This is a genomic window from Pseudomonas sp. H3(2019) (assembly GCF_007713465.1).
In the GTDB taxonomy this organism is placed as follows: Bacteria; Pseudomonadota; Gammaproteobacteria; order Pseudomonadales; family Pseudomonadaceae; genus Aquipseudomonas.
In genome coordinates, this window is the sequence record NZ_VMSG01000001.1 from 457,063 (window position 1) to 474,855 (window position 17,793).

The 17,793-nt window shown below is 59.5% G+C and carries 15 protein-coding genes; 6 read left to right on the top strand and 9 right to left on the bottom strand.

The genetic code is table 11. The features are described 5' to 3' along the window. Positions 1-25: 25 nt before the first annotated feature. The 8 genes from FPT12_RS02220 to FPT12_RS02255 all read right to left on the bottom strand — a co-directional run bounded on the left by FPT12_RS02220 (position 26) and on the right by FPT12_RS02255 (position 9,882). Positions 26-1,948, bottom strand: a complete 1,923-nt coding sequence (locus tag FPT12_RS02220; protein WP_145014440.1) for a PrkA family serine protein kinase — start codon at positions 1,946-1,948, stop codon at positions 26-28. A 286-nt stretch (positions 1,949-2,234) separates the two neighbouring features. Then, positions 2,235-2,564, bottom strand: a complete 330-nt coding sequence (gene glpE / locus FPT12_RS02225; RefSeq protein WP_145014441.1) for a thiosulfate sulfurtransferase GlpE — start codon at positions 2,562-2,564, stop codon at positions 2,235-2,237. Positions 2,565-2,597: 33 nt separating this feature from the next. Beyond that, positions 2,598-3,479: a symmetrical bis(5'-nucleosyl)-tetraphosphatase gene (locus tag FPT12_RS02230; protein WP_145014442.1), complete on the bottom strand. Its 882-nt coding sequence runs from the start codon at positions 3,477-3,479 to the stop codon at positions 2,598-2,600. Then, entirely contained in the window at positions 3,479-3,859 is a 381-nt protein-coding gene (gene apaG, locus FPT12_RS02235; protein WP_145014443.1) for a Co2+/Mg2+ efflux protein ApaG, read from the bottom strand. The genes FPT12_RS02230 and apaG overlap by 1 nt, the downstream gene beginning before the upstream one ends. A 123-nt stretch (positions 3,860-3,982) precedes the next feature. Next, positions 3,983-4,801 (bottom strand): 16S rRNA (adenine(1518)-N(6)/adenine(1519)-N(6))-dimethyltransferase RsmA, encoded by an 819-nt coding sequence (rsmA, locus tag FPT12_RS02240; RefSeq protein ID WP_145014444.1) that lies wholly within the window; start codon positions 4,799-4,801, stop codon positions 3,983-3,985. Further along, complete coding sequence (gene pdxA / locus FPT12_RS02245; RefSeq protein ID WP_145014445.1) at positions 4,798-5,787, bottom strand: 4-hydroxythreonine-4-phosphate dehydrogenase PdxA; 990 nt, start codon at positions 5,785-5,787, stop codon at positions 4,798-4,800. Before pdxA ends, rsmA begins: the two co-directional genes overlap by 4 nt. Next, positions 5,784-7,100, bottom strand: coding sequence for a peptidylprolyl isomerase SurA (surA, locus tag FPT12_RS02250; RefSeq protein WP_145014446.1), 1,317 nt, complete (start codon positions 7,098-7,100; stop codon positions 5,784-5,786). Before surA ends, pdxA begins: the two co-directional genes overlap by 4 nt. Further along, the gene (locus tag FPT12_RS02255; RefSeq protein ID WP_145014447.1) at positions 7,081-9,882 is read right to left on the bottom strand and encodes an LPS-assembly protein LptD; all 2,802 of its coding nucleotides are present in this window, start codon (positions 9,880-9,882) and stop codon (positions 7,081-7,083) included. The genes surA and FPT12_RS02255 overlap by 20 nt, the downstream gene beginning before the upstream one ends. Positions 9,883-10,012: 130 nt before the next feature. On the opposite strand from FPT12_RS02255, the gene FPT12_RS02260 reads away from it, so the two are divergent. From FPT12_RS02260 to FPT12_RS02270, 3 genes are read left to right on the top strand one after another with little or no spacing between them, the layout of a single operon-like run. Then, positions 10,013-11,038, top strand: coding sequence for an aminoglycoside phosphotransferase family protein (locus FPT12_RS02260; RefSeq protein WP_145014448.1), 1,026 nt, complete (start codon positions 10,013-10,015; stop codon positions 11,036-11,038). Continuing rightward, positions 11,035-11,706, top strand: a complete 672-nt coding sequence (murU, locus tag FPT12_RS02265; RefSeq protein ID WP_145014449.1) for an N-acetylmuramate alpha-1-phosphate uridylyltransferase MurU — start codon at positions 11,035-11,037, stop codon at positions 11,704-11,706. The genes FPT12_RS02260 and murU overlap by 4 nt, the downstream gene beginning before the upstream one ends. A 1-nt stretch (position 11,707) precedes the next feature. Continuing rightward, entirely contained in the window at positions 11,708-12,475 is a 768-nt protein-coding gene (locus FPT12_RS02270) for a TerB family tellurite resistance protein (RefSeq protein WP_145014450.1), read from the top strand. Between the two features lie 58 nt (positions 12,476-12,533). Here FPT12_RS02270 and FPT12_RS02275 read toward each other — a convergent pair whose 3' ends face one another. Continuing rightward, the gene (locus FPT12_RS02275; protein ID WP_145014451.1) at positions 12,534-13,526 is read right to left on the bottom strand and encodes an alpha/beta hydrolase family protein; all 993 of its coding nucleotides are present in this window, start codon (positions 13,524-13,526) and stop codon (positions 12,534-12,536) included. Between the two features lie 77 nt (positions 13,527-13,603). Between FPT12_RS02275 and FPT12_RS02280 the strand changes: the two genes are divergently transcribed. The 3 genes from FPT12_RS02280 (at position 13,604) to FPT12_RS02290 (ending at position 17,749) form a co-directional block, all read left to right on the top strand. Next, on the top strand, positions 13,604-15,616 hold the full coding sequence (locus tag FPT12_RS02280) for a transporter substrate-binding domain-containing protein (RefSeq protein WP_145014482.1): 2,013 nt from the start codon (positions 13,604-13,606) through the stop codon (positions 15,614-15,616). Between the two features lie 83 nt (positions 15,617-15,699). After that, positions 15,700-16,329, top strand: a complete 630-nt coding sequence (locus FPT12_RS02285) for a response regulator transcription factor (RefSeq protein ID WP_145014452.1) — start codon at positions 15,700-15,702, stop codon at positions 16,327-16,329. 295 nt (positions 16,330-16,624) lie between these two features. After that, positions 16,625-17,749, top strand: coding sequence for an ABC transporter ATP-binding protein (locus FPT12_RS02290; protein WP_054594303.1), 1,125 nt, complete (start codon positions 16,625-16,627; stop codon positions 17,747-17,749). The last annotated feature ends 44 nt before the right edge of the window (positions 17,750-17,793 follow it).

Consider the following 17,793-nt stretch of genomic DNA (forward strand, 5'->3'; position numbering starts at 1 on the left):
TGTAGCTTGCAGCTGACTCACTGCTTCACTGCGATTTCCTGACTCGCAGGTACCACTCGGAGAGCAGTCGTACCTGTTTGTCGGTGTAGCCGCGCTCGACCATCCGTGTAACGAAGTCGTTGTGTTTCTGCTGGTCCTCTTTGCTGGCCTTGGCGTTGAAGCTGATGACCGGCAGCAGATCCTCGGTGTTCGAGAACATTTTCTTCTCGATGACCACCCGCAGCTTCTCGTAGCTGAGCCAGGTCGGATTCTTGCCGTTGTTGTTGGCCCGGGCACGCAGGACGAAGTTGACGATTTCGTTGCGGAAGTCCTTCGGATTGCTGATGCCCGCCGGTTTCTCGATTTTCTCCAGCTCTTCGTTGAGGGCTACGCGGTTGAGGATCTCACCGGTTTCCGGATCGCGGTATTCCTGATCCTGAATCCAGAAGTCCGCGTAGAGCACATAGCGGTCAAAGATGTTTTGCCCGTATTCGCTGTAGGACTCCAGGTAGGCGGTCTGGATTTCCTTGCCGATGAACTCGATATAACGCGGCGCCAGGTACTCTTTCAGGAAGCGCAGATAGCGCTCGCGAGTTTCCGCCTGGAACTGTTCCTGTTCGATCTGTTGTTCCAGCACATAGAGCAGATGCACCGGGTTGGCGGCGATCTCATGCGGGTCGAAGTTGAAGACTTTCGACAGGATCTTGAAGGCAAACCGGGTCGAAAGACCGTTCATGCCTTCGTCGACGCCTGCAGTGTCGCGGTATTCCTGGATCGATTTGGCCTTCGGATCGGTGTCCTTGAGGTTTTCACCGTCATACACGCGCATTTTTGAGTAGATATTCGAGTTCTCCGGCTCTTTGAGGCGCGAGAGCACAGTGAACTGAGCGAGCATCTTCAGGGTGTCGGGTGCGCAGTGGGCCTTGGCCAGGGAGCTGTTGAACAGCAGCTTGTCGTAGATCTTCACTTCGTCGCTGACCCGCAGGCAGTATGGCACTTTGACGATGTAGATCCGGTCGATGAAGGCTTCGTTGTTCTTGTTGTTGCGGAAGGTGTGCCACTCCGATTCGTTGGAGTGCGCCAGCAGAATCCCGGTGAACGGAATCGCGCCCAGGCCTTCGGTACTGTTGTAGTTGCCTTCCTGGGTGGCGGTCAGCAATGGGTGCAGCACCTTGATCGGTGCCTTGAACATTTCGACGAATTCCATCAGGCCCTGGTTGGAGCGGCAAAGTGCCCCTGAGTAGCTGTAGGCGTCGGCGTCGTTCTGCGGGAATTCTTCCAGTTTGCGGATATCGACCTTGCCCACCAGCGCCGAGATGTCCTGGTTGTTTTCGTCACCCGGTTCGGTCTTGGCCACGGCGATCTGGTTGAGGATCGACGGGTAGAGTTTGACCACTCGGAACTGGCTGATATCGCCACCGAATTCGGCCAGGCGCTTGGTTGCCCAAGGCGACATGATGGTGTTCAGGTAGCGCCGCGGAATGCCGAAATCCTCTTCGAGGATTGCACCATCTTCGGTGGCGTTGAACAGCCCCAGCGGAGACTCGAACACCGGAGAGCCCTTGATCGCATAGAAGGGCACTTTTTCGATCAGCTGTTTCAGCTTCTCGGCCAGCGAAGACTTACCGCCACCGACGGGGCCGAGCAGGTAGAGGATCTGTTTCTTCTCTTCCAGGCCCTGGGCTGCATGGCGGAAGTAGGAGACGATCTGGTCGATGCATTCTTCCATCCCGTGGAAGTCTTCAAAGGCCGGATACCGACGGATCACCTTGTTGGAAAAGATGCGCGACAGTCTCGAGTTGGTCGAGGTGTCCAGCAGTTCGGGCTCGCCGATTGCCAGCAGTAGACGCTCGGCGGAGGACGCGTAAGCGCTGCGGTCCTTTTTGCACAGTTCGAGATACTCTTGCAGAGTGAGCTCTTCCTGCCGTGTGGACTCGAAGCGTTGTTGGAAGTGGCTAAAGATACTCATGACGTCACCTCGCTCGATACGTGGAGCCGACGTCGGATCAATCAGTGGATGCTGGCAAGCAACTGAAAGTGCAGTTGCCTTTTACCCCCCTGAACACCTTCAAAGCTATCAACCCTGAAAGCTACTCCCGATGATCCGTGCGCCGGTGTACCGGCTCTCCCCTGTTTTGGATGGCCTGAAGCTAAGGATAGTTCGGAATCGGCAAGGTAAAGGCGCAATGCGTAATTTGTTGTGACTGACCGTTCGTCAGCCCACGGCGGGCGTGGGCTGGAGCGGGTGAAAAAAATTATTCAGCAGTGCCTTGCGCGATTTCCGAAGGATAAATCGTACGCCAAAGCTCGAATCCACCGTCCATGCTGTAGACGTCGGAAAAGCCCTGGCTGATCAGGTAAGCCGCAGCGCTCTGGCTGGAATTACCGTGATAGCAGACCACCACGGTCGGCGCGTCGAGGTCGGCAGCGCGGATGAAGTCGGAGATGGAGTGGTTATCCAGGTGCTTCGAACCGCTGATGTGGTTCAAGGCAAACGTCTGGGGATCGCGGACGTCGACCACCACCGCGCCTTGTTCGCGCAGGGCCTGGGCCTGTTCTGGGGGGATGCGTTTGAATTCGCTCATGGCGGGCTCCTGTGGCCTGGCTGAAAGCGCAGCCTAGCGCTTGGCGCTGGCCGACAATAGTTCGGGGGTAGTTGAGGTGGCGTGTGGCGCGGCGCGGCCCGGAGCATTGCATTTGCAATGCAGGCGCTCACCGGTGTCGACGTTCATCAAGGTCATCGAACCGCCCCAGACGCAACCGGTGTCCAGGGCGAAGATGCCGGGTTCGTTACATTTACCTTCAAGTGCTGCCCAGTGGCCGAAAATGATTTTCTGTCCGCGGGTCTTGCGTTGCTGGTGTGAAAACCAGGGGGCGTAACCCGGTAGCGCACTGTCGAGGCCTTCCTTGCTTTTGAGATCAAGCTTGCCGTCGCTGGTGCAGAAACGCATGCGGGTGAAGTAGTTGGTGATCACCCGTAGGCGGGCTACCCCTTTAAGGTCGCCGTCCCACTTAAGCGGTTCGTTGCCATACATGCCATCGAGGTAGGGCGCGATGCGGTTGTCGTCACGCAATGCTTCTTCGACTTCAGCGGCGCACTTCAAGGCTTTGCGCAGGGACCACTGCGGCGGTATGCCGGCATGGACCAAGGCAATATCGCGTTGTTCGTCGTAGTGCATGAGCTTTTGCTGGCGCAGCCACTCAAGCAGGTCCTCGCGATCCGGGGCTTCGAGGATTTCACGCAGGGTGTCGGCTTTCCTCAAACGTTCGATGTTGTAGCCGGCAGCCAGCAAATGCAGGTCATGGTTGCCCAGAACGCATACCAGCGATTCGCGAATGCTATAGAGGAAGCGCAGGGTTTCCAGCGATTGCGGGCCACGGTTGACCAGGTCGCCGACCAGCCACAGATGATCCTTTGCAGGGTCGAAGGCAACCCGCTTGAGCAGGCATTGCAGGGGTTCGAGGCAGCCTTGCAGGTCGCCGACGGCGTACGTCGCCATCAGTGCAGGGCTCCGGGCACCGCCAGGCGGAAAGGCGCGATGATCGCGTCGAAATGGTTACCGTCTTCGGCGAGCATTTGATAAGTCCCCTGCATGTTGCCAACGCGGGTGGTCATCACTGTGCCGCTGCTGTAGGTGTGGCTCTGGCCGACGTCGATCAGCGGTTGCTGACCCACGACACCTGCACCGCGCACCTCTTCGACATGCCCGTCGCCATCGGTAATCACCCAGTGCCGCGAGAGTAGCCTGGCCGGTAGCAGGCCGTTGTTCTGTACGGTAATGGTGTAGGCGAAGGCAAAGCGGTTCTGCTCGGGTTGCGATTGTTCTGCCAGATAGCGGGTGACGACGCTGACGTCGACCTGATAACGAGGATCGGACATGCAAGAGGCCTTAAAAGCAAAGCGGGACGCGGGGCGTAACTGATTGAGGTCAGTCTAGGCCAAGTATCGGGTAGTAAACCAGACATGGGCGCTGGTGTCCTACCCGATAACGCTTCCGGCCTGTCAGATGTCGGCAGGTTTTTGTGCGACTTGTTCGCTGAGTTTGTCAGCCAGTCGTACAAAGGCAGCAAGGTCGAGCTGCTCGGGACGCAGGCTGCCGTCGACGCCAGCGGCTTCGATTTCAGCATTGCTCAGCAGTAACTTGAGGGTGTTGCGCAGGGTCTTGCGGCGCTGGTTGAAGGCTTCGCGAACGACGCGCTCCAGCAAGCGATGGTCTTTGGCCGGGTGCGGCAGCACGGCGTGCGGCACCAGGCGGACGATCGCCGAGTCGACTTTCGGTGGTGGGTTGAACGCACCAGGGCCAACGTTGAACAGGTGTTCGACCCGGCAGTGGTACTGAACCATGATCGACAGGCGCCCCCAATCGCCACCGCCAGGACCTGCCGCCAGACGCTCGACCACTTCCTTTTGCAGCATGAAGTGCATGTCGCGGATGATGCCTGCGTTGTTCAGCAGGTGGAAAATCAGCGGTGTGGAGATGTTGTACGGCAGGTTGCCGACCACGCGCAGGCTGTTGGGGGCGGCATTCAGGCTATTGAAGTCGAACTTCAGTGCATCGCCCTGGTGCAGGTTGAAATTGCTCTTGCCGGCGAATTGCTGGTTGAGGATCGGGATCAGGTCCTTGTCCAGCTCAACCACGTCCAGTTGGGCGCCGCTGTTGAGCAGGCCTTCGGTGAGTGCTCCCTGGCCCGGGCCGATTTCCAGCAGGCGGTCATCGGGCTTGGCGTGAATGGAGCGCAGGATGCGGTCGATAACGCCGGCATCGTGCAGGAAGTTCTGGCCGAAACGCTTGCGCGCCCGGTGTTGATAATGCTCGGTCATAAACGGGTCTCGGCCATCTGGTAGGCGGTTTCCAGGGCGACTTGCAGGCTGCCGGTGTCGATTTTTCCGCTGCCAGCCAGATCCAGGGCAGTGCCGTGGTCGACTGAGGTACGGATGATCGGCAAGCCGAGGGTCACATTGACTGCCGCGCCGAAGCCTTTGTATTTCAGCACGGGCAGGCCCTGGTCGTGGTACATCGCCAGCACCGCGTCGCAGTGCTCCAGATATTTGGGGGTAAACAGAGTGTCGGCGGGCAGGGGACCACGCAGGTCCATGCCTTCAGCGCGCAAACGCTCCAGGGTTGGTTCAATGATGTCGATTTCTTCGTGGCCCAGGTGTCCGCCTTCGCCGGCATGCGGGTTGAGCCCGCAAACGAGGATGCGTGGCCGGGCGATGCCGAACTTTTGTTGCAGGTCGGTGTGCAGAATCCGTGTGACTCGCTCCAGGCGCTCAGGAGTGATTGCATCGGCAATCTCCCGCAATGGCAGGTGTGTGGTAACCAGCGCGACTCGCAAGCCGTGTGTGGCGAGCATCATCACCACTTGGGGGGTGTGAGTCAGCTCTGCGAGGAACTCGGTGTGTCCGGAGAACGCAATGCCCGACTCATTGATCACGCCTTTGTGCACGGGAGCGGTGATCATTCCGACGAAATGCCCGTCCAGGCAGCCCTGGCCTGCGCGGGTCAGGGTTTCCAGGACAAAGGCGGCGTTGGCCTTGTCCAGTTGTCCGGCGGTAACCGGTGCGCTGAGCGGCGTATCCCAGACGTAAAGACTATTGGCGGGCGCCGGAACGTCCGGCCAATGGTCCGGCGTTACGGCCAGCAGATCAACGACCACACCCAGCTGCGCGGCCCGCTCAAGGAGCAGGTCGCGGCTGGTAATGGCAATCAGGGGGTGTGGCTGGGCTTGCGAGGCGAGTAGCAGGCACAGGTCAGGACCTATGCCGGCCGGCTCGCCGGGTGTCAGCGCAAAACGCTTGGGGTTCACTTCGCCGCCTGGTCGACGCCAGGGAGCTTGATTTCAACGTAGGCTTCGTCACGGATCTGACGCAACCAGGTTTGCAGCTCTTCGTCGTATTTGCGGTTACGCAGTACGGTCATGGCCTGCTGTTCACGGGCCTGGCTGGTGCTGTCGGTGGCGCGGCGGCCAAGGACTTCCAGAACGTGCCAGCCATATTGAGTCTTGAACGGTTTGGACAGCTGACCTTGTTGGGTCTTGGCCATTACTTCGCGGAATTCCGGTACCAGCGCGTTCGGATCGATCCAGTTGAGGTCGCCGCCGTTAAGGGCAGAACCCGGGTCTTCCGAGTAGCTTTTCGCCAGTTCAGCGAAGTCTTCGCCCGCAGAAATACGATCGTAGAGTTTCTGCGCCAGACGCCTGGTTTCTTCTTCGCTGCGGATTTCGCTTGGTTTGATCAGGATGTGGCGAACGTGTACTTCGTCACGCACCTGATTGCCGCCGCCGCGTTTTTCCAACACTTTGAGGATGATGAAACCGCCCGGTGTACGTGCCGGTTGGGTGATTTCGCCCACTGACATGGCACTCAGCTCGCGGTCGAACGGAGGTGGCAGTTGAGCGGCTTTACGCCAGCCCATGTCGCCGCCTTCCAGTGCGTTGTCGCTCGCGGATTTGGCGATGGCCAGTTGAGAGAAGTCAGCACCCTGCTTGAGTTGCTGATAAATCTCCATGGCCTGACGTGCAGCGGTCTGGATCGCTTCCGAATTGGCGCTTTCCGGGGTCGGGATCAGGATGTTGGCCAGGTGCAGTTCTTCAGAGAGTTGCACTTTGCCCAGGTCGGAGGCGAGGAAGTTTTTCACTTCCTGCTCGGACACCTGAATTCGTTCGGCCACACGACGCTGACGAACACGGCTGATGATCATCTCGCGACGGATCTGGTCACGGGCGTCGTTGTAAGACAGGCCGTCGTGAGTCAGTGCCGCACGGAACTGATCCACCGTCATGTTGTTGCGCTGGGCAATGGTGCCGACGGCCTGGTTCAGTTCTTCATCGGTAATGCGGATGCCGGAACGTTCGCCGATCTGCAGTTGCAGGTTTTCGACGATCAGGCGTTCGAGCACCTGCTGTTCCAGCACGCTGGTTGGTGGTGTGCCGCCACCGCGCTTGGCGATGGTTTGCTGAACTTCATGAACCCGCTGGTCCAGCTGGCTCTGCATGACCACGTCGTTGTCGACGATAGCCACCACTTTGTCGATGGACTGTACCGCGGCGCTAGCCGCGGAACCCAGGAACAACGCGCCCAGCAGCAGCGGGCGCAGACAATCAGAAAGCTTGGTCTTCACGTTCACGATAACCTTGAATGCCTTTGTCGAGGAAGCTCTCTACTTTGGTGCCCATGACGCCACCGAGACCTTTCAGAACAATTTGGAGGAAGACGCCATGGTCGCCTTTTTCGTTTTGCGGGGCTTCTTGACTGAACTCGTCATATGAAACCCAGTAACGGTTGATCAGGCGCAGTTTCCAGCAGCAGTTGTCGTACTCGAAACCACCGAAGGCTTCCAGGGTGCGGTTGCGGTTGTAGTCGTACTGCCAGCGGCTGATGGCATTCCATTGCGGCACGACTGGCCAGATCACCGAGAAGTCGTGCTGTTTGATCTTGTAGTAATCCTTCACGTAGCCAGGTTGGCCAGGGGTGCCGTAGTCACCGCCACCCACAGCCCATTTACCCGTCGTCTGGTCGTAACGAATCTGGTCATTACGATAGCGATAACCTGCGTTGATGACCTTGTTCGGATTGTCTTCCGGCTGGTAATGGAACATCGCGCTACCCGAGCGAGGTTTGCGGCTGTCCGGGTCCCAGTTGTAGTCGGCTGTGGTCCGCCAATCGCGGTTCCAGCGATATTCGTATTCCAGAGCGTACGGCGAGACGTTGGAGTGCGCATCGGCACGGGTTCTTGCATCGATACCTGGCAACTGGACTTCGCGGTCCTTGAAGTACATGGCCTGGCCAACGCTGATGCGTTGACGTTCGAAACCATTGTCTTCGATCCAGCGGTTGGTCACGCCCAGCGACAACTTGTTCTCGTCACCGACGCGGTCGGAGCCCGAGAAGCGGTTGTCACGGAACAGCGAGGCGTAGTTGAACGTGCTTTCGCTGGTGTCGAATACCGGGATATCAGACTGGTCTTTCTCGGGTACATAAAGGTAGTACAGACGAGGTTCCAGGGTCTGGCGGTAGTTCTTGCCGAACCATTGGGTGTTACGGTCGAAGTACAGGCCGCTGTCGATGCTCGCGATAGGTACGCCGCGGTTCTGATTGCGGCTGTAGGTGCCGTTCAGGCGATCTGCATCCGCGCTTTGCGCAGCGATCTGGCTCTTGCCGGTACCGTCGAGATCCAGGTCATATTGGGTGTACTGATACTTGAGCGACGGCTTCAGGAAACCATAAGTCCAGTTCATCGGCAGGCTGATTGCCGGTGCGAGGTTCAGGCGATCACCGGTGGCACGTGCCAGGCCTTGGACGTTGGTATCCAGGAACGGTGACTGGATACCATTTTCGTCAGTGAAGTTGCCGGTTCTCAGGTTCCGGTCAAATCGCACCAGCTCGGTGTTGTAGGTCATGTCCAGGCCGCCAGGATGTTGCGGCAGGAAACCATTGAAGGTGATCTGCGGCAGGCGGTTGTAGGGCGTAATGTTGGAGATCGTTGCCAGCTGATACGCCTGCGCATTCACGCGGGCGGTGTAGGTGTCGCCCCGGTAGGTGACCGCACCTTGCTGATTCACGAAGTCACGGTTTTGAATACCTATCTGATCGCTTTGCAGATCCTGGAAGTAATACGGATCGCTGATTTTGGTGTAGTCGACCTCGGTCATTACCCGCGAATCCAGCCCGCCCTTGTGCTGCCAGTTGAGCAGGTAGCGGGTTTTTTCGTAGTCGGTCTGCTTGCTGCGTTCGGTGTCGTCATCGTTGAGGTACGCGGCGCCGAACTGACCTTCGCTGGATTTGGTCAGGTAGCGGAACTCGCCTTCCATCAACAGGCCGCGCTTGCTCATGTAGCGCGGATACAACGTGGCATCGTAGTTCGGTGCCAGGTTGAAGTAGTACGGTGTGACCAGCATGAAGCCGGTTTTGGTGCTGGTGCCGAAGCTTGGCGGCAGGAAGCCGGACTGGCGACGGTCATCGATCGGGAAATAGATATACGGTGTGTAGAACACCGGAATGTCCTTGACCCGCAGCGTCACGTTGGTCCCGGTACCGAAGCCGGTCGCCGGGTTCAAGGTGATGTTGTTGCCCTTGAGCTGCCAGGCGTTGCTGTTCGGTTCGCACGTGGTGTACGTACCATCCTTGAGGCGGATGATCGCGTTCTCGGCGCGTTTTGCATACAGCGCGCTGCCGCGGACACGGGATTTGTGCATCACGTATTCGGCGTTGTCGATCTGGGCTTCACCGGTGTCGAGCTGCACTTCAGCATGGTCGCCGACGATCAGTGCACCGTTGTCGCGCACGCGAACGTTACCACTCAGCTCGCCACGGTTTTCGGCTTGATGCAGGCTGGCCTCATCGGACTCGATCTGCATGCTGCCCTGACGCATGACCACGTCACCGGCGAGGGTCGCCACCTGTTCTTCCTGCTGATAGCGGGAGGCTTTGGCGCCGATAAACGTCGGAGCGTCACTTTTATTCGTCGTGTCATTCATGCCAGGACGAATTGGTTCGATATAGGAACCAGAGCAATAAGGACCTGTTTCGGCCAATTGGGCAGCGGTGAGCTTGTCACGCGGGACCCAGTCGAGGTGACTGTAGTCGGCGCTACGCGACTTCAGGGCGCGGCCCTTGGCTTCGGTGACCAGCACAGGCTTGTTGGCGGTTTCGCCGCCTGCAGTGCTGCTCTCGGCTGTTGACTCGTTGCCCGAACTGACCGCGCTGCCCTCATGTACAGGGCGCGGTGGTAATTGGGCTGCGTTGGCTTTTGGCGCGCAGTCCCAGGCACCCGAAGCAGAGACTGAGCAGTCATACTGTTCCGCGGCGACCACGAACGAAGTGGCTAGAGGTTGCAGGGCCAGCAAACTGCCGGTGACCAACAACGGAAATTTTTTACGAAACGCGGGGGATTTCAATGCCATCTTATTAGTCCGGGCTTCCTGCGTGCCATCTGCCCGCGGTGTGGGCCGCACGCCTCTCGATGGTCTGAAAAAGATGCTGGATAATAAAGCATGACCCGCTTGACGGCTAGCGCCGTCGGAGACCCTTGTAATGCCTGACCAAGATGTACGCTTGCAACACCTGAAAGTTTGGCTCGATGAGCAATTGGCAACGCTGTTTGCCGCGCAAGGATGGGGTGCCGTGCCCCCGGCCACGTTGACCGCGGCCAGTAGCGACGCGAGTTTCCGCCGTTACTTCCGTTGGGAAGGTGACGGTAGAAGCTTCGTCGTGATGGATGCTCCGCCGCCCCAGGAAAACTGTAAACCGTTCGTGGATATCGCCTTTTTTCTGGCGAAATCCGGAATTAACGTACCGAAAATCTACGCACAAGACCTTGAACGCGGTTTTCTTTTGCTCAATGACCTGGGCAGCAAGACCTATCTGGACGTGATCGACAGCGAAAATGCCGACGATTTGTTCAAGGATGCTTTGCAAGCGTTGCTGGCTTTTCAGCAGTTGCCGATGGATGCGCCACTGCCCAGCTATGACGTGGCACTGTTGCGCCGCGAGCTGGAGCTATTCCCGGAGTGGTACGTGAAGCGCGAGTTGGGCATCGAGTTCGATTCGGCGCAGCAAATGCTCTGGCAGCAAGTCAGCGACAGGTTGATCGACAGCGCTTTGGCCCAGCCCCAAGTGCTGGTGCATCGCGACTACATGCCACGCAACCTGATGCTCAGCGAGCCTAACCCCGGCGTGCTGGATTTCCAGGACGCGGTGTACGGGCCGGTGACTTATGACGTGACGTGCCTGTTCAAGGACGCCTTCCTCAGCTGGCCCGAAGAGCGTGTGCTCGGTTGGCTGGCGGACTACTGGCAACAAGCGGCTGCGCTCGGTATTCCGGTTCAGCCTGATTTCGAAGACTTCCTGCGTGCCAGCGACCTGATGGGTGTGCAGCGTCACCTGAAAGTGATCGGCATTTTCGCCCGCATCTGCCACCGCGACGGCAAGCCGCGCTACCTCGGCGATGTACCGCGCTTCTTTGCTTATATAGAAGCAGTGGTCACTCGTCGTCCTGAGCTGGTGGAACTGGATGTGTTGCTGGCCAGTTTGCGTCAGTCGGTCGGAGTGACTGCATGAAGGCAATGATTCTGGCAGCCGGTAAAGGCGAGCGCATGCGCCCGCTGACCCTGACCACACCCAAGCCGCTGGTGCGCGTTGGCGGGGTGCCGCTGATCGAGTACCAGCTGCGAGCGCTGGCGGCGGCAGGTTTCAGCGAGGTGGTAATCAATCACGCCTGGCTGGGACAGCAGATCGAAGATTACCTGGGCGATGGTTCGCGTTATGGCCTGAGCATCCAGTACTCGCCGGAAGGTGAACCGCTGGAGACGGGCGGCGGGATCTTCCGCGCCTTGCCGCTCTTGGGGGATGAGGCCTTTGTGGTGGTCAACGGTGATATCTGGACCGATTACGACTTCACTTCTCTGCGTCAACCGATGGCAGGCCTGGCCCACCTGGTGCTTGCCGATAACCCGGCGCACCATCCGAGCGGTGATTTCAGCCTGGTCGATGGCCAGGTGCGGGACGGCCAGCCAGGTACGCAGACGCTCACCTACAGTGGCATTGCCGTGCTGCATCCGAAACTCTTCGCAGCGTGCGTGGCCGGCGCCTTCAAACTGGCTCCGCTGTTGCGCGATGCCATGGCGAAAGGGCAGGTGAGTGGCGAGCGCCTGCACGGGCACTGGGTCGATGTCGGCACTCACGAACGTCTGGCCGAAGTTGAACACTTGATAGAAGCGAGCTACTGACATGTTGTGGCCAGGGACTCTGATCGGAGCCGGAGCGGGCTTTGCCATAGCCAGCATTCCGGGGGCCATGCTCGGCGCATTGTTAGGGCAGGCGCTGGACCGGCGCTTGCAGCTGCAAAGCCTCGGGCAGTTGCGTGAGCGACTCGGCGGTCGGCCGATGTTGCGCAACGATGAATTGTTGTTTGTATTGCTGGGGCGTCTGGCCAAGAGCGATGGCCGGGTGGTGGATGGTCATATCTACCAGGCGCGTCAGGAAATGCGTTCGCTGGAAATGAGCGAATCGGCGCAGAAGCGCGCAATCGCGGCGTTCAACCGTGGCAAGTCGGGACATGATCGCTTGCGCGGCTACCTGCGCCGCTTAAGCGCGCAGCCGCATGCCGCAGAAGGTGTCTTGCGCGCCTGTTGGCGGATGGTCTGGGCCGACGGGCGTGCCGGAAGCGCCGAGCGTGAGTTGATTTCGCAGTGGGGCAAGTGGCTGGGCTGGACGCCGGAGCAAGTGCAGGCCCTGGCCAGCGATTACGAGCCACAAAAGAAGACTCTGGTTAACAGCGCGGCGGCATATCAGGACGCGTTGCGGCTGCTCGGGGTGTCTGCCACCAGTGAGCCGTCGCAAATCAAGCGTGCGTATCGACGCCTGCTCAGTCGCCATCACCCGGACAAGATTGCCGGCACGGGGGCGACACCTGCCCAGGTGCGCGAAGCAACCGACAAAACCCGCGAGTTGCACAGTGCCTATACGTTGATTCGCGAGCGACGGGATTTTCGGTAATTGGCGACTGGCCTCATCGCGAGCAAGGCTTGCCCGCGATGGGCGCGCCGCAGATCAATCAACTACCAGCGTTCTGCGGATTCAACCAACCGCGTACACGCCGGAACAACTGCTCCTGTTCGGCAGCGCTGTTACCGGGCAAGGTCTTGAGTGCAAGCTGACTGAACGTCGAGGCCTTCAGGCGTCTGCTGGCCTGCAAGCGCTCCAGGGCAGCACTCTGCACCAGTGCCTTGTCCTTGTAGTAGATGTCGAAGGTAGCCAGCTTCAAGGTGGTGGTCAGTTCGGCCAGACCGGGCTTTGCGGTCACGGGTGTCTGTGCGGCAACCATCACGAATTTCTCGATGTGCGAGGGCTGTTTTTCGCTCAGGTAGCGCGCGGCCCAATAAGCCCCCGTACCGTGACCGAGCAAGACGATGCTGCGAGCATTTTGTTGTTCGGCGAACGCAATGGCTGCGTCGATCCGTGCGTAGATCCGCTCGGCGTCAGCCTTGGCTTGCTCTTCGCTGGTCTCGGCAACTGCGCGATCGGCGATTTCCCCTTCACCGCCGGCCACTTGCTCGATGGGGGCAGCAGTGCTGGCATCTTTGCTGCCGGTCTCGGTTTTGGCCGGCGCGGGTGCGACGTTGACGACGCGCGCTTGCGGGGCATTGCTTTGCAGGTCTGGCAGAGTAAGACTCAGGCTGCCCCAGTCGGCATCGGGCAGTTTTTGCCGCAAGGGACTGATCGCTTGAGGCCAATCAGCGGTTTCCCCAGCGCCGGGGATGATAATCACCGCACCTTTTGGGGTGCTGGTATTGGCCGGTTTCCACAGCGCGAGAAAGCTGTCACTGCCGGCCTGCAACGACTGTTGCTCTTGCGCGGGGACTGTCCGCTCCAGGGCCGCGGCTTCTTCCTGACTTCGCTCTGGCAGAGGCTGGCGTTCAACCGGTTTTTCTGCGGCGGACTTTTCCGTGGTGGCGGGTGCCGGGTCGGCGGCCTGAGCTGAAAAGGCACAAGGCAGGATCAGCGACAGGCACAATGCTGGCAGTGCCAAGCGGTAGACAGGGGGCATCGGATATTCCAGGCCAGAAGTAATCCCGGCAGCCTAATGGGTTGGTCAGTATTTGTCAGTGTGTGAGACTTCGGATGATGCGTTTTCGCTGCCTGTTGGTTATCGGCTGTTGCTGGCTTCCCTTGATGGCATGGGCGGCACCGGCGTTGCCTGCGCAGGGTGCGCCACTGAACGCCGAGCAGCGCCAGTGGCTCGCCGAGCACAGCGAACTGCGCGTGGGTGTGGTGCTGCAAGCACCTTTTGCACAGTACGACCGGCGCTTGCAGCGGTTGTCCGGAGCCAATATCGAATTGATGCAGTGGGTGGCCCGCTCGCTGAATATCGAGTTCTCGTGGCGCCACTTTCCTGATGTGGCGCAACTGGAAGAAGCCGTGCGCGAAGGTGAAGTCGACCTTGCGCCGGGCATGACCCAAACCCCCGCCGGCTTGCGTCTATGGCAATTCAGCGACCCGTACATGCGTGTGCCGCAACTGGTGGTCGGCGAACAGAAGGGCGCCGGTGCCATCGAACTGGAAAAAATCGACAGCCATTCGCGGGTCGCTGTACGCATGCCTGGTGCGATTGCCGATTATCTACGCAACACTTACGGCAATCTCAACTTGCAAGGCGTGCCGACGGAGCGTGAGGCACTGCAACTGCTGCTGGCTCAACAGGCCCGCTACGCTGTCGTTGATGAAGCCCAACTAGGCCGTTTGTCGATCGAACCCGAATTCTCCGGGTTGGTGGTGGTCGGCGATATTGGCCTGCCGCAATTGCTACGGGTGGCGACCCGCCGCGACTGGCCGGAGTTGGCCGGCATCGTCGAAAGCGCCTTGCATGCGATTCCCGCCAAGGATCTTGAGCAGTTGCACGCGAGCTGGCTGCAACCCAAATACCCGCGTCTGACCGAGTCGCCGGGGTTCTGGCAAAACCTTTGCCTGTTGTTGGCCGTGTTGTTCCTCAGCAGCATGGCCATCGTGCTGTGGCAGCGCCGTCAGCAACATACCCTCGAGCAGCGTTTACTGGCGGCCCGCGAAGACATTGCCCTGCGCGAGGCCAGCGAAGAGGCGTTGCGCCTGACGCAGTTCTCGATTGATCAAAGCACGGTCGGGATCCTCTGGGTCAATTGGGACAGCCATGTGCGCTACGCCAACCGTGCGGCGGAGGCGATGCTCGGTTATGCACCGGGTGGCGTCATTGATCGGCCACTGATCGACTTCGAGCCCGGGCTGCACATGGACCGTTGGTTGAGCCTGTGGAAGAGTGCCCGGGCCAGCGAGGACGCGCCACAAAGTTTCGAAACCAACTGCGTGCGCGCCGATGGCAGCATTCTCCCGGCCGATGTGTCGTTGAGTTTTCTGCGGTTTCGCGACGGCGAATACCTGGTGGTTTACCTCAACGACGTCACCGAGCGCCGTCGGGCTCTGGCCGCGCTGCAGGAAAGCGAGGCGCGGTTGCAGAGACTTACCGAGCAATTGCGTGAATTGTCCGCGCACCTGGAAAGTGTGCGGGAAGAGGAAAAGGCCCGGATTGCCCGGGAAGTTCACGATGAGTTGGGTCAGATGCTGACGGTGCTGAAGCTGGAAACCTCGATGTGCGAATTGGCCTACGCCGAACTCGATCCGGGCTTGAGTGACCGTCTCAACAGTATGAAGCGCCTGATCGCCCAACTGTTCCAGCTGGTGCGGGACGTGGCCACGGCCTTGCGTCCGCCGATTCTCGACGCCGGGATCGCGTCAGCCATCGAGTGGCAGGCCCGGCGTTTCGAAGCGCGCACGCAGATCCCGTGTCTGGTGCAAGTGCCGGATAACCTGCCGACCTTCAGCGACGCCAAGGCTATCGGTCTGTTCCGGATTCTTCAGGAGGCGCTGACCAATGTCATGCGCCATGCACAGGCGCATACTGTTGAACTGACACTGGTGCTGGAAGGCGACGAGTTGTGCCTGACGGTCAGCGATGATGGCGTAGGCTTTGTCACCCCCGAAGGCAGGCCGACTTCCTTCGGGGTGGTCGGCATGCGTGAACGGGTGCTGATCATGGGCGGCCAGTTGTCGTTGGAGAGTGAGCCGGGCGAGGGCACGACCCTGCGCGTATGTGTGCCGCTGGATTGATGAAAGATCGGGGCGTACCTCTGTAGGAGCTGCCGCAGGCTGCGATCTTTAACGGCGCTCAACCCATCAATGAGGAGAAACGCGTGATCCGTGTACTGGTAGCCGAAGACCACACCATCGTCCGTGAAGGCATCAAACAGTTGATCGGCCTCGCCAAGGATTTGCTGGTGGTGGGGGAGGCGAGCAATGGCGAGCAACTGCTCGAGACCTTGCGCCATATTCCCTGCGAGGTGGTGTTGCTGGATATCTCCATGCCCGGGGTTAACGGGCTGGAGGCGATTCCGCGGATTCGCGCACTGAACAGTCCACCAGCGATCCTGGTGCTGTCGATGCACGACGAGGCGCAGATGGCGGCTCGTGCGCTGAAGGTCGGAGCTGCCGGTTATGCCACCAAGGACAGCGATCCGGCGTTGCTGCTGACGGCGATTCGCAAAGTCGCGGCAGGCGGGCGCTACATCGATCCGGAGCTGGCAGACCGAATGGTCTTCGAGGTCGGCCTGACGGATTCACGACCGCTGCATTCGTTGCTCTCGGAGCGTGAGTTTTCGGTGTTCGAGCGTCTGGCCCAGGGCGCCAACGTCAATGACATCGCCCAGCAACTGGCGTTGAGCAGCAAAACCATCAGCACCCACAAGGCGCGGCTGATGCAGAAACTCAACATCACCTCCCTTGCCGAACTGGTGAAGTACGCGATGGAGCACAAGCTCCTCTGAGCTCCCTGTTTACCCTGTAGGAGCAAGCCTTGCTCCTACAGGGTAACGTGTTGGCATGTCCATTTGCGACATGACGGAAAGCCCGGTCCCACCGGCTTTTGTGGCTTGCAGCCTGATGCTGGCCACTATCGCTTATCGACATACCCAATCCCGCCATCCTTGTAGGGCAATCCCTACACCCAACCTTCCATCCGGCTGAGGCGATTCTCTCCTGCGTCCCGATTTGCGCGGTCTCCAGGCTCCACTAGGCTTAGTCCTCAGCAGTCCTACATATAAAGAATACAAAGGTGCGGGTATGAGCGAGGTCGATTCAAGCGCTGGAGCGAATGATGTTCTGGTCAGCTTTCGTGGAGTGCAAAAAAGCTACGACGGCGAGAACCTGATCGTCAAAGACCTCAACCTGGAGATTCGCAAAGGCGAATTCCTCACCTTGCTCGGGCCGTCCGGCTCCGGCAAGACCACCAGTCTGATGATGCTCGCCGGTTTTGAAACGCCGACCGCCGGCGAAATCCTGCTGGCCGGACGTGCGATCAACAACGTGCCGCCGCACAAGCGTGACATCGGCATGGTGTTCCAGAACTATGCATTGTTCCCGCACATGACGGTGGCCGAGAACCTCGCGTTCCCGCTGACCGTTCGTGGTCTGAACAAAAGCGACGTCAGTGACCGGGTCAAGCGCGTGCTGAGCATGGTTCAGCTCGACGCGTTCGCCCAGCGTTATCCGGCGCAGCTTTCCGGTGGTCAGCAACAGCGTGTGGCCTTGGCCCGGGCGCTGGTGTTTGAACCGCAACTGGTGCTGATGGACGAACCGCTGGGTGCACTGGATAAACAGCTGCGTGAACACATGCAGATGGAGATCAAACACCTGCACCAGCGCCTCGGCGTCACCGTGGTCTACGTGACTCACGACCAGGGGGAAGCCCTGACCATGTCCGATCGCGTGGCGGTCTTCCATCAAGGCGAAATACAGCAGATCGCGCCACCGCGCGAACTCTATGAAAAGCCGAAAAATACCTTCGTCGCCAACTTCATTGGCGAGAACAACCGTCTCAACGGCCGTTTGCACAGCCACACTGGCGACCGCTGCGTGGTTGAGCTGGGGCGTGGTGAAAAGGTCGAAGCGCTGGCGGTGAATGTCGGCAAGACCGGCGAGCCAGTGACGCTGTCCATTCGTCCGGAGCGCGTGAGCCTTAATGGTTCCAGCGAATCGTGCGTCAACCGCTTCTCGGGAAGGGTGGCGGAATTCATCTATCTAGGCGACCACGTCCGTGTTCGCCTGGAAGTCTGCGGCAAGACCGACTTCTTCGTGAAACAGCCGATTGCCGAGCTTGATCCGGCGCTGGCGGTCGGAGACGTGGTACCGCTTGGCTGGCAGGTCGAACACGTTCGCGCGCTCGACCCACTTCTAGAGGCGAACTGATCGCCCCCCGCTTTACCAACACCAACCCTGCACGTGGAGAGAAC